This window comes from Halopiger thermotolerans (assembly GCF_054654555.1).
Map to the genome: position 1 here is coordinate 443,000 of NZ_BAAIEU010000002.1, position 12,746 is coordinate 455,745.

Here is a 12,746-nt window from a genome sequence, read left to right on the forward strand (position 1 = left end):
CGTGGGCGACTTCGCGGAGAGCCGTGCCCGAGCGGCGACGTTCCCGGCTCATCGGTTCTGAAATAGAGAACGGCGATCCCACGACTTCGCTTTCAGCTACCGTGCCATCGATGCGCACGTACGTTGGATTACATACATACTATTGTAATTCGGGGGTGGGATACGGTTCCGGCAGCTCGAGATTCTGAGATAGAGAACGACCGGGCCGACATCGGACCGCTCGCAGACGGCCGATTCGAACGCCCCGGTCGCACGGGCGTCAGTCCAGCGGTTCGACGAGTTCGACTTTCCGGCCGTCGGGATCGCGGACGAACGCTGTTCGCGCGCCGGCTTCCGGTTGATCGCCCGGTTCCTCGACGACGCCGTAGTGGTCGATTTCTTCGAACACCGCGTCGACGTCGTCGACGCCGATCGCGAGGTGGTCCCACGCCGTTCCCTGCTTGACGTCGTCGACGCCGTCGGTGTCCGAGAGTTGGAGTTCGATTCCGTTCTCGTCCGCGATGTAGCGGTTCTCCGTTTCTCCGTCCGACGTTTCGAACGACCAGCTCTCCTCGAAGCCGAACTGTTCGTAGAACTCGATCGTCTCGTCGGCGTCGGCGACGTTGATGTTCACGTGGATGAGTTCCATACCCACCGTCCGTACGACGACCCTATTAAATTCACCGGTCCGACGAACCCCGTGACGGGGCTCGAGACGGGTCTGCGATCGGATCGTCGCTCGCCGGCGCCGACCGCGAGATGCGACCGGCCGGGCAGGGCGAATCGGCCGCCGCCAACCCCTCGTCATACCAGCGTTCTTGGGCGAAATCTCCGGTTTCCCCGCTCTCCCGGCTCGAGCGGAGCTAAACCGCCCGCTACCGGCGGGTTCCGAACGAGCCTTCGGCGAGCCGCTTCCGGTCTTTTCCTCCGAGAGGGACGGTAATCTCACTGTTCCGAACCAGAGTCGTCGCTCCCGCTGGATTCTGATCGGTCGGATGCGATCCCCGGGACGGCGGACGGACGGACACACTGTCGACGGACGTATTCCGTTCCGTGTGAAATAATTACAACGTCACCTATAACCGTTCTAATAGTAGAGTTTATAATGATTGATTCCGCAGGACTAATACGATGGCTGTTGAAAAGCCGCAGGATGATCTCAGCAACTACGAGGAGTTTCGAGATTCGCTCGGACACGACTATGGCGACGTGAGCGAATACGCCGAGCTCGCGAGCGATCTCCGGTCGGTCGTCAAGGGCGAAGTCAGATTCGACGAGTACGCGCAGGTGCTGTACGCGACTGACGGGAGTATCTATCAGGCGCGCCCTGCGGGCGCCGTCCTCCCCCGCGACATCGAAGACGTGCAAAACGCCGTTCGCGTGGCGGCCGAGCACGACGTTCCGGTGATCGCGCGAGGGGCCGGATCCTCGCTCGGCGGCCAGACGGTGGGCCCCGGCTGCGTCGTCCTCGACATGACGACGTACATGGACGACATCCTCGAGATCGACCCCGAGGAACGGCGCGCCCGGGTCCAGCCGGGGGTCGTTCAGGACCACTTCGACGAAGCGGCCGCCCAGTACGGCCTCAAGTTCGCGCCCGACCCCGCCTCGTCGAACCGGGCGACGATCGGCGGCGGGATCGGGAACAACTCGACCGGCGCCCACTCCGTCCGGTACGGGATCACCGACGCCTACACCGAGGAACTGAAGGTCGTGCTCGCTAACGGCGATCTGATCCACACTCGAGAGGTCGTGCTCGACTCGGACGAGTGGGACGAGATCGTCTCGAAGGACGACCGCGAAGCGGCGATCTATCGGACCGTCCGCGGACTCGTCGAGGAGAACGAGGCCGAGATCGAGGCCCGCTACCCGGATCTCAAGCGCAACGTCTCCGGCTACAACCTCGACAGGGTCATTTACGAGAACGAGGACGGCGAGGAGGTCATCAACCTCTCGAAGCTGCTCGTCGGCGCGGAGTCCACGCTCGGCGTGGTCGTCGAGGCGGAGATCAGCCTCGTCTCGCTCCCCGAGGAGACGGCGCTCGTCCTCTACTGTTTCGATGATCTCATCGACGCGCTCAAGGCGGTCCCCGAAGCCCTCGAGTTCGATCCCAGCGCCGTCGAACTGATGGACGACGAGCTGTTCCGGCTCGCCCGCGAGTCCGAGCAGTTCTCCCGCTACGAGGAGCCGATCCCCGACGAGACGGAGGCGGCGCTGATGCTCGAGTACGACTCCGAGCTCCACGACGACTTCGAGGAGGCGATCGGCCGGACCAACGCCCACTTCGTCGACGAGGGCGACGCCTTCGACGCCATCGAGGCCTACTCCGACGAGGACCAGGCGGATCTCTGGAAGCTCCGGAAGGCGGCGATTCCCCTGCTGATGAGCCTCGAGGGCGATCCGAAGCCGTACCCGTTCATCGAGGACGCGACGGTGCCCCCGGCCGAACTCGCCGAGTACGTCCAGAAGTTCATGGACATCCTCGAGGACCACGGCACGTCCGCCGCGTACTTCGCCCACGCCGGAAGTGGGACGCTCCACATCCGGCCCATCCTCAACCTCAAGGAGGACGAGGGCATCCAGACGATGCAGTCGATCACCGAGGACGTGACCGACCTCGTCCTCGAGCACCACGGCTCGTTCTCCGGCGAGCACGGCGACGGGCTCGCGCGGACGGCCTTTAACCCGAAGATGTACGGCGAGGACCTCTGGGAGGCGTTCCAGGAGGTCAAGTCGGTCTTCGATCCCGACTGGCGGATGAACCCCGGGAAGGTCGTCTACACCGACGAGGATCCGACCGACATGCGCGAGGACCTCCGGTACGGGGCGAGCTACAGTTCGATCGAGCCCCAGACGAAGCTCGACTTCTCCGACGAGGGCGGCTTCTCCCACCTCGTGGAACTGTGCAACGGCTGTGGCACCTGTCGGCAGACGGACGACGTGATGTGTCCGACCTACCGGGGGATGAAAGACGAGATCGCGACGACCCGCGGCCGCGCGAACATGCTCCGGGCGGCGATCTCCGGCGAGATCGACGAGGAAGAGATGTACTCCGAGCGCTTCCAGAAGGAGGTGCTCGATCTCTGCGTCGGCTGCAAGGGCTGTAAGAGCGACTGTCCGACCGGCGTCGACCTGGCGAAGCTCAAAGCGGAAACCAAGCATCAGTATCACGACCGCGAAGGAATCGGACTACGAGAGCGGCTGTTCGGCAACATCGATACGGTCTCGAAGATCGGGAGCAAACTCGCGCCGCTTGCGAACGCCGGACAGAAGCTGCCGGGGAGCCGCCTCGTGATGGAGAAGGTCGCCGGCATCGCCTCCGAGCGAACGTTGCCAACGTTCGAGAGCCAGTCGCTGCAGGAATGGTTCGCCGAGCGTGGCCCGCGGGTTCCGGCGGCCGAGGCCGACCGGAAGGTGTTGCTGTTCCCCGACACCTACACGAACTACAACCACACCCGGCCAGGGAAAGCCGCCGTGCGCGTCCTCGAGTCGGCGGGCGTCCACGTCGACATCCCCGACGACGTCGCCCCAAGCGGTCGCGCGGCCTTCTCGGTCGGCATGCTCGACACCGCCGAGGAGCGCGCCCGACGGAACATTGACCTGTTCACCGAGTACATCGAGAACGGGTACGAGATCGTCACCGTCGAACCGTCCGACGCGGTGGTGTTCCAGGACGAGTACCTCGACCTGGTGAACACGCCGGCGGCGGAAACGGTCGCCGCGCACGCCTACGGCGTCAGCGAGTACATGGACAAGTACCGCCTCGTCGAGGACCTGCCGCTCGACGAAACGGACGAAACGCTCGCGTACCACGGCCACTGTCACCAGAAGGCGACCGGCAAGGATCACCACGCCGTTGGCGTGCTCCGACGCGCCGGCTACGCGGTCGATCCGATCGAGTCCAGCTGCTGTGGCATGGCCGGCTCGTTCGGCTACGAGGCAGAACACTACGACCTCTCGAAGTCGATCGGCGAGCGGCTCTACGAGAAGCTCGACGAGAGCGACGGGAACCCGGTCGCACCCGGTGCGTCCTGCCGGAGCCAGATCAACGATCGGGAGACGCGAGACGAGAAGCCGCCGCATCCGATCGAGAAAGTGAACGAACTGCTCACGGCATCGTAACCGCGAGCGGTCCGTCGCGTTTTCGCGACCGCGGACGGCTACTGCAATTCTATCCGTGAGAAGCGCCGGCGCCGTCGTCAGCGACCGATCCGCTGTCGCGGATCGAGTAGCTCCACCGGGTGCACGGCGTCGCGCTCGAGCAGCGACCCGAGCTGGTCCTCGCAGGACGTGCCGCTGGCGACGACGATCCGGTCCGCGGCCGCCGGCTCGGTGAACTGCTCTCGCAGCCGATCGCCGACGTCCATGCTCAGGTCGTAATACTCGGACTTGTAGCCGAAGCTGCCGGCCATCCCGCAGCACTCGACGTCGCTCTCGAGGACGTCGTACCCGAGCTCCTCGAGGACCGCCGTCGTGTACCGTTCGACACCGAGGGTCCGCTGCTGACAGTGGGAGTGGTAGGCGATTTCGGCGTCGCCCGCGGGGAGCTGATCCGCGTCGGCGCCGTTCTCGAGACAGCCGTAGACGTACTCGAGTATCTCGTAGCTTCCGTCTCGCAGTCGCTCGAAGGACCGCTCGGGCAACAACTTTTCGTACTCCCGGTGGAACATCGCGAGGTCCGAGGGCTCGACGACGACGACGTCACGGCCCGCGTCGAGGTGTTCCGCGAGGGTCCCGTAGACGCGACTGGCGCGCTCGTCCGCGGTGTCGATCATCCCTTGCGAGAGCGGCGCGCGGCCGCTCTCGCTGACGTCGGGGATGCGGACGTGAACGTTCAGCGTTTCGAGGACGCGTACGGCCGCCTTCCCGCGGTCGACGTCGACGTGGTTGGTGTAGGTGTCGGGATAGAGGACGACCTCCCGGTCCGCGTCGGCCGCGTCGATCCGCGGACCCCGGCTCGCGTACCAGTCTCGAAGCGTCTCGCGCTGGAACACAGGGAGCTCACGCCGACTGTCGACGCCGGCGACCCGCTCGAGCACCGCCCTGGCCGGTCCGGAAGACGCGATCCAGTTGGAGACGGGCGCGGTGGCGCTCCCGAGTTTCGCGAGGGTCTCGTAGTTGCCGAACAGCCGCTTCTGCAGGTCGAGTCCCCCCGGTTCTTCGTCGGGAACGAGTTCGTCGTAGAGGAAGTCGAACTGGCCGTCGTCGCCCTCGCGGTTGAGCCGATCGCGAACGACGGTGTTGATCCACGGGATGTCGATTCCGACGGGGCAGGCGTCGACGCAGCGCGAACAGCCGGTACAGAGATCGTTGAACTCGCCGGCGACGTCCAGCCCCTCGATGCCGGCTTCCCACCCGGTCGCGATCCCGCCGGAGTAGGTCTCGCCGCCGAAGGCGTGGCCGCCGACCGACTGGAAGTTCGCACACGAGTTCGCACACGCGGAACATCGGATGCAGTACAGCGTCTCTCGGAGCTGGTCGTCCTCGCGCATCTCCATGCGGCCGTTGTCGATCAGTACGAGGTGGAAATCGCGATCATCGTCGGCGTCCCCGACGGCGACGTCCGGCTCGTCGAAGTCGACGACCGGCGACTCGATCGGGGGCGTCAGCAACGAGATATAGGACGTGATGTCCTGGCCGGTCCCCGATCGACCGATCAGCTCGATGAAGGGGGCGAGATCCTCGACGGACGGGATGATTTTCTCGACGCCCGCGACGGCGACGTGCGTGTCCGTCGCGGAAACGGTCTTGCGGGCGTTGCCCTCGCTCGTGACGAGCGCGATGGTGCCCGTATCGGCGGTGATGAAGTTCGCGCCCGTCATACCCACGTCCGCGTCTTCGATGAGTTCGCCGAGGTGCTCGCGGGCGAACATCGTCAGCTCCTCGGCGGTCTCGAGCGGTTCCTCGGGATCGAACGTCTCGTTGATGAGATCCGCGATTCCCTCCCGCGACTTGTGGAGGGCGGGTGCGACGATGTGGGAGGGCGCCTCGTCCGCGACCTGGAGGACCCACTCGCCGAGGTCGGTCTCCACCACGTCGACGCCGTCGGCCTCGAGCGCCTCGTTGACCTCGAGCTCCTCGGTGGTCATCGACTTCGACTTCACGACCCGTTCGGCGGCGTTCTCGTCGCAGACCTCGGTGATGTAGCGGTTCGCATCGGCGGCGTCGTCGGCGACGTACACCGTCCCGCCGTTTTCCTCGACAGCCTGCGTTAACTGCTCGACGAGTTCGGGGAGGCGTTCGATGGCGTCCTCTTTGATCGAGCGGGCCTCGTCTTTCAGCGCCTCGTAGTCCTCGAGTCGCGAGACGGAGTCGTACCGACCGGCGTTGAACCCGCGCGTGTTCTCCGCGACGGCTGCGCCCTCGGTCTCGAGCAACCGTCGGATGTGCGCCGCTTTCGCCTCGCGGGACCGGTCGCTACTCATCGAGCATCACCACGTGGACGTCCTTCGGACCGTGAGCGCCCGTGACGAGCGATCCCATGTCCGCGGTCGCGCTCGGTCCGGTGGCGATGATCGCGGTGTCGTTTCCGGCCCGGAACTCGTCGCCCAGTCGGGCGAAGGCCTCCGGTATCCCGGGGACGATGTCCGACGTTCGGAGGACGGCGACGTGCGTGTCGGGGAAGAGGCTCACCGGTTCCGACCCGTCGGGCCGTGCGGGGAGGACGACGCTCCCGTAGTCCGCGATACCAATGTTGGCGGCGGAGATCCCGGTCTTCGCGTCGCGGAGGGCCGCCGGAGTCGGGGCGTCGTCGACCCACTCCGGGAGCGAGACCCCGTCGAACGGAAGGGAGCTACCTACGGTCGGAGTCGTACACACCGCTTCGAGAACGCCGTGGAAGTTCGCGGCGGATGTGTGAGTCCACTCGACGTCGAGCCGCTCGAGGGACTCTTCGAACGTCGCAGCCGTGTCAGTTGCCATGGGGATAGGTACGAAATCCGGATAATTGTTTCTTCGGGTCCGTTCGACACCGAGCCGTCCGTTGGTCTGGAGCCGAGAGCGAAGGCAGTCGTATCGATTAATGTTAGAGACGTAACGAATAGCGACAGTATTTTATAATTAACTACTATCATATACACCCATGCTATCCAACCACAGGCGTGAGCCTGGTATAGCCATGGGGCAGACAGGACCGGACAGCGAACTGAGCGGCGGACCGAGCGGGGGTGGTCACTGATGGCGACGCCGACGGAACTCTTGCTCGCGGTGCTTCCGCTTGCCACCATCGCCATCCTGATGGTCGGCTTCTACTGGCCCGCGACGCGGGCGATGCCGATGGCGTGGCTCGTCGCGATCGTCGCCGGATACGTCGGGTGGGGGATGTCCCCGACGTGGATCGCCGCCTCGAGCATCGTCGGCTTCATCACCGCATCGAACATCATCTACATCGTCTTCGGCGCCATCCTGCTGCTGTACACGCTGAAGCAGACGGGGGCGTTCGAGGCGATAAACCGCGGCTTCGCCGACATCAGCGACGACCGGCGCGTCCAGGTCGTCCTGTTGGTGTTCCTGATGGGATCGTTCATCGAGGGGGCCGCCGGATTCGGGACGCCGGCCGCCATCGTCGGACCGCTACTGGTCGGTCTCGGCTTCCCGCCGCTGGCCGCCGTCGTGGTGGCGCTGACGGGGAACCTGATGGCCATCACCTTCGGCGCCGTCGGGACGCCGCTGATCATCGGAATGATAGACGTCTTCGAGAGCGTCGACTACGTCAACAGCGCCGTCGAGTCCCAGGGCATGACGATCGCCGCGTGGGTCGGCGACATCGCCACCTTCGCGGCGACGTACCACGTGCTCGTCGGCATCGCCCTTCCGTTCATCGGCGTGGCGATGATGACGCGCTTCTTCGGCGAGGAGCGCTCGATCCGTCCGGCGCTGGAAGTGCTGCCGCTCACGCTGTTCGCGTGGGCGTCGTTCTCCGTTCCGTACTGGCTGACGGCGTACGCCCTCGGCCCGACGTTCCCCGGCCTCATCGGCTCGATGGTCGGCCTCGCGATCACCATCGGCGCGTTGAAAGCCGGCTACTTCCACCCCGACGACGAGTGGGACTTCGGCCCCCGAGAGGCGTGGCCGGACCACTGGGTCGGCGACATCGAACCCGGTGAATCGCAGGACCGCGACGTGGCCGTCGCGGCCGACGGTGGGATCCCGCAGTCGGCGAACCGCACGCAGGAGATGTCGCTCGTGAAGGCGTGGGCGCCGTACGCGCTCCTGGCCGCGCTCCTCGTGATCACCCGCGTCTGGGATCCGCTGGTGAACTTCCTGACGACGACCCTCGTCCTCGAGTGGAGCAACATCCTCGGAACGAGCCTCGGCGACAGCATTCAACTGCTCTACCTGCCGGGTGCGATGTTCCTCGCGGTCCACCTCGTCACGATTCCGCTTCACGGCATGGACGGCGGCGACATCAAAGCCGCGTGGGCCGAGACCCTCGAAAAGGTCGCTCCCGCGGTCGTCGCGCTCCTGTTCGCCGTCGCGACCGTGCAGATCATGCTCCAGTCCGGCACGGCGACCGGGTCCGACGGAATGCTCATCGTCCTCTCGGAGACGATGGCCGACGTCACCGGCGGAGCGTACCCGTTCCTGGCGCCGTGGGTCGGCGCGCTCGGCGCGTTCCTCGCCGGATCGAACACCGTCTCGGACATCCTCTTTGGCACCTTCCAGTACGGCGTCGCCGACAACATCGGCACGTCGAAGACGGTCATGCTGGGCGCACAGGCGGTCGGGGGCGCTATCGGCAACCTCATCGCCGTCCACAACGTCGTCGCCGCCCTCGCAGTCGTCGGACTCGTCGGACAGGAGGGACGGGTCATCCGACTCGAGCTCATCCCGCTGGTGTACTACGCGACGTTTACCGGGCTGCTGGCGCTACTGTTCAGTTACGTCCTCTTCCCGGGGGCGTTCTGAACGCCGGTCGCCCGTCGCGACGACCACACCGAAAACCACGGGCTGGACGAACTCCCAGCCCGGACGACGCTACGATTCGATTTTTCCGACGCTACGAGACGCTTACGCACTGCCGGCGCGAGACTCGTAGTTCCGTTTCGACGTCACCGGTCGCCGGGACGTCCGGCGCCGGGAATCGTCGCTCGGTTCTCGCTCAGTCGTCGGAACTGACGACCGAATTCCGCAGCGTTCCGACGCCCTCGTAGGTGATCTCGACGGTATCACCGGGTTCGATGAGTCCGGGGTTCGCGGGACTCCCGAACGCGACGACGTCGCCGGGGCGGAACGTGAACCGCCTCGAGAGGTACGAGACGATCTCGTAGGGATCGAACAGCATCAGTTCCGTGTTCGCTTCCTGTCGCCGCTCGCCGCTCACGTCGGTCCACATGTCGATGCCGGTCGGATCGACGTCGGTCTCGATCCACGGGCCGAGCGGGCCGGAGCCGTCGAAGGCCTTCCGCGCGGTGCGACCCTGCTGATCGAGCGCGTCCACGTCGTTCATGATGGTGTAGCCGCGGACGACCTCGGGGACCTCGTCTTCCGAGACGTCGTGACAGCGCTCGTCGATGACCGCCGCGAGTTCACCGGCGTAGGTCAACTCCTCGGTGAACTCGGGATAGGAGATAGGTGTTTCGTGGCTCAGCAGGGAAGCGGGCGGCTTGATGAAGAAATCGGGCTCCTCGGGCCGCTCGTACTCCATCTGATCCAGCGTCGCCGCGTAGTTGCGACCGACGCAGTACATGGCCGAGGGATCGCAGGGCGGGAGCAGGTCCCCGTCCGTTCCGACCTCGTAGGTGCCGTCGTCCGCGTGGACGAGGCCGTCTTCGTATCGTCCGGTGACTGGTCCGTCGGGAGTGTCGATCCGTGCGAGTCGCATTACCGGGCGTCTCGAGTCCAGGCCGGTAGGTCTACCGATTCGAGTTCGCACTTATAGCCCGCACGTCGATCGGTTCGTCGTCCGCGGGACGCCCGCAGACGCGATTCCGATTCTGCCCTCAAGCGCCGAGCGACGCGCCCACCTCGTGCCCGTTCCAGCCCGTCTGATCGCCACTGAGTTTGTCTACGAATTTTGGTATACTACGAGAAGTACTAGAAAGTATATGAAACGATCTCTGTAGGGCATACGTCATTCACCGGTGATTCGCCACTGACGGTACCGCCGCGTTTCGGTTGACGACTCACACAGTCTCGAGAGGGTGCCTTGAGCGAAACGGTGCTCGAGAGATCTCGTATCTCCAAAAACCTCGGTACTGTCGATAGGGGGAGTGCGATCGAACCCGTTTCTGCGCGAGCCGCGACCGATTCCTGATTGAGTTAGCTTCACCGCCTATATCGTCCAGTACCGGCGGATATAGCCGTACACCGGCCCCGCTATTACGGCCGACGGCTCTCTCGGCCGAGTCATTCACCGGGCGGATCGCGATCTCGATAGCGTCCGGCTCGGTTCCAAATGTATACGTATCCATACTATTATATGAATCTGGTACTTTCAGTCATTTCAACGGCCGCCGATAGACGTCGAACGTCGACCGACGAGACCGACCGAGAACCGGTATCCCGGTCGAATTCATCCGAAGCGGGAGGTTTTTGCGACGTCCGGCTGAACGTTCGGACGATATGGCACAGGCTTCCCAGGAGTTCGGCGAGTGGCCGCTCAAGCGGCTGATGACCGAGGTCGTCGGCTCCGGTCCGAAGTCAGCGGAGGACATGACCCGCGACCAGGCCCGCGAGGCCCTGCAGCGGATCTTCGCCGGCGAACCGGACGAAACGACCCTCGGTGCGTTCTGGTTGGCAAACCGCTGGAAGCGAAACAACGCCGAGGAGCTGGCGGCTTACACCGACGTCATGCGTGAGGTGTCGGTCGTCACAGCCGAACCGGACGCCGATCCGGTCGACTGCGGGGCGAACTACGACGGTAAGCACACCTCCGCCCTGCTGGGCGTCGGCGCCGGCATCGTCGCTGCGGCCGCGGGGACGCCGATCGTCGTCCACTCGGGCGACCGCGTCCCCACGCAGAAGGCCACGGCATACAAGCACGTCCTCGACGAGCTCGGCGTTCGGACCGAGATCGAACCCGCCGAAAGCGCCGCCATGGTCGACGAGACCGGCTTCGGCTTCTACTACCAGCCGGCGTTCAACCCCGCGGTCCACGACCTGCACGACCGCCGGGAGCAGATGGGCGTGCGCACGTTCATCAACACGATCGAGACCGTCGCCAATCCCGCGAACGCCGACGTCCACCTGGGCTCGTTCTACCACCTCTCGTTCGCGAAGAAGCTGACCGACCTCATCCGGGAGAGCGACGAACTCGAGTACTCGCGAGCCATCTTCTTCCAGGGGATGGAAGGCTACGACGACATCCGGCCCGGCTACACCAAGGTCGCCGAATGGAACGAGGGCGCGGCCCTCGAGGACTACGAGATCGAAACCGCCGAGTACGGGATGGCGATGGAAAACGAGGACCTCGAGGTCGAGGACGTGGCCGCCGATTCGGCGACGATCACCGAGGAGGTGGTGGCCGGCGAGCGCGAGGACGACTTCGCCGACGCCATCGCCCTCAACGGTGCGTTCCGCATGTACGCCCGCGAGGACGTCGACAGCCTCGAGGCGGGTCTCGAGCGCGCTCGCGAAGTCATCGCGGACGGAAGCGCCGAAGCGGTCCTCGAGGACCTGCGGGAGTTCTGACCGGCCGCGATCGGTCTCCTCTTTCTCGGTTCGCTCGAGTCGGTGTCGCGGCGGGCGGCGATCGTCGGTCCACCGTAACGCAGCGTCCGGTGGGACGTATCCGTCTCAAAAGTCGAGTTCCTCGAGTTTGCTCGCCCAGAAGTGTCGGAAACCACTCGAGGGCGGTCTCACTCGCCGTGCTCGTGAGCGTGCGTCTGCCGTCGGTCAAACCCTCGTCGATCGGAGTTACGGCTCACGGATTTGTTCGCGGCAAGAAGATGGGCCGGCTCGGATTTGAACCGAGAACCTCCACCTTATCAGAGTGGCGCTCAACCTAATTGAGCTACCGGCCCGCGTCCGCACTCGTTCATTGCCGGGTCATATGTTTAAGCGTTTCTTTCCGAACCTGCTATGGGAACTGCTACCGAGAAAACCCGGCGCCGTCGTCCGATTCCTCGTCCTCGTCGCCCTCGATATCGATCCGGGTGCCGTCCCCGCTCGAGCGCGAGTTCGAGGGGTCGTCGGTGTCGACGGTATAGGAGTCGCTCCCGAGGTCGTAGGTGCCGTCGGCTGTCGAACCGCCGGTTCCGGGGCCGCCGGTGCTCGAGCCTTGGCCGGGAGTTCCCTGCCCCTGTCCGTCGTCCGGGAACCCGAAGGTCCAGACCGAGCCGCTCGCGAACCCGCCCGTCTTCTTGTCCGCGTAGGGGACGATCACGTAGCGCTTGAGCACGGCGCGGATTGGCACTCGAGTCACCGGAACCGCGAGCAGGAACCCGATGATGTCGGTCACCAGGCCGGGGGTCAGCAGGAACGCTCCGGCGGCGATCAGGAGCCCGCCGTCGAGCAGTTCGTTCGTCGGCGGCTTCCCCTGTGCCAGCGAGCGTTGCATCTTTCCGATCGTGCGCCGGCCTTCCGCGCGGACCAGAAGCATGCCGACGAGACCGGTCAGGACGACGAGCAGCACCATCCCGACCCAGGTGAACCCTGAGAACTGGGTGACGAGGAACCCGAGCAACACCGCGTCGAGGAACGGGATGAGCAACAGCGCCAAGATCCACCGGAGCATGCCCAACTCTAGCCGGCGAAGCGTGAAAACCCTTTACTCTCAGTTTCGGTGCACGAATTTGCTGTTCGGCGAACGCGCCCGTCGTCCGGCT

Annotated in this window: 8 protein-coding genes and 1 tRNA gene; 3 read left to right on the forward strand and 6 right to left on the reverse strand. The window is 65.0% G+C overall.

Annotated elements, in window-relative coordinates; genetic code table 11:
• Positions 1 to 259: 259 nt before the first annotated feature.
• A complete protein-coding gene (locus ACYQ26_RS04650) occupies positions 260 to 628 on the reverse strand; it encodes a VOC family protein (RefSeq protein ID WP_459807512.1) in 369 nt (122 codons plus the stop codon).
• Between the two features lie 482 nt (positions 629 to 1,110).
• Here ACYQ26_RS04650 and ACYQ26_RS04655 point away from each other — a divergent pair, with 482 nt between their 5' ends.
• Positions 1,111 to 4,101 (forward strand): FAD-binding and (Fe-S)-binding domain-containing protein, encoded by a 2,991-nt coding sequence (locus ACYQ26_RS04655; protein WP_459807514.1) that lies wholly within the window; start codon positions 1,111 to 1,113, stop codon positions 4,099 to 4,101.
• A 77-nt stretch (positions 4,102 to 4,178) separates the two neighbouring features.
• Here ACYQ26_RS04655 and ACYQ26_RS04660 read toward each other — a convergent pair whose 3' ends face one another.
• Both ACYQ26_RS04660 and ACYQ26_RS04665 read right to left on the reverse strand, forming a co-directional pair.
• Positions 4,179 to 6,404, reverse strand: a complete 2,226-nt coding sequence (locus ACYQ26_RS04660; RefSeq protein WP_459807516.1) for an LUD domain-containing protein — start codon at positions 6,402 to 6,404, stop codon at positions 4,179 to 4,181.
• Positions 6,397 to 6,900 (reverse strand): LutC/YkgG family protein, encoded by a 504-nt coding sequence (locus ACYQ26_RS04665; protein ID WP_459807518.1) that lies wholly within the window; start codon positions 6,898 to 6,900, stop codon positions 6,397 to 6,399. The genes ACYQ26_RS04660 and ACYQ26_RS04665 overlap by 8 nt, the downstream gene beginning before the upstream one ends.
• Before the next feature lie 255 nt (positions 6,901 to 7,155).
• On the opposite strand from ACYQ26_RS04665, the gene ACYQ26_RS04670 reads away from it, so the two are divergent.
• Positions 7,156 to 8,886: an L-lactate permease gene (locus tag ACYQ26_RS04670; protein WP_459807520.1), complete on the forward strand. Its 1,731-nt coding sequence runs from the start codon at positions 7,156 to 7,158 to the stop codon at positions 8,884 to 8,886.
• Positions 8,887 to 9,079: 193 nt separating this feature from the next.
• On the opposite strand, the gene ACYQ26_RS04675 is transcribed toward ACYQ26_RS04670, so the two are convergent.
• Complete coding sequence (locus tag ACYQ26_RS04675) at positions 9,080 to 9,802, reverse strand: fumarylacetoacetate hydrolase family protein (protein ID WP_459807522.1); 723 nt, start codon at positions 9,800 to 9,802, stop codon at positions 9,080 to 9,082.
• Between the two features lie 740 nt (positions 9,803 to 10,542).
• Between ACYQ26_RS04675 and ACYQ26_RS04680 the strand changes: the two genes are divergently transcribed.
• Positions 10,543 to 11,610 carry an anthranilate phosphoribosyltransferase gene (locus ACYQ26_RS04680; RefSeq protein WP_459807525.1) on the forward strand — a complete coding sequence of 356 codons (1,068 nt, stop codon included), beginning with the start codon at positions 10,543 to 10,545 and terminating at the stop codon, positions 11,608 to 11,610.
• A gap of 258 nt (positions 11,611 to 11,868) precedes the next feature.
• On the opposite strand, the gene ACYQ26_RS04685 is transcribed toward ACYQ26_RS04680, so the two are convergent.
• Both ACYQ26_RS04685 and ACYQ26_RS04690 read right to left on the reverse strand, forming a co-directional pair.
• Positions 11,869 to 11,942 (reverse strand) — tRNA-Ile (locus tag ACYQ26_RS04685).
• A 68-nt stretch (positions 11,943 to 12,010) separates the two neighbouring features.
• Positions 12,011 to 12,655: an FxsA family protein gene (locus ACYQ26_RS04690; RefSeq protein WP_459807527.1), complete on the reverse strand. Its 645-nt coding sequence runs from the start codon at positions 12,653 to 12,655 to the stop codon at positions 12,011 to 12,013.
• Between the last annotated feature and the right edge of the window lie 91 nt (positions 12,656 to 12,746).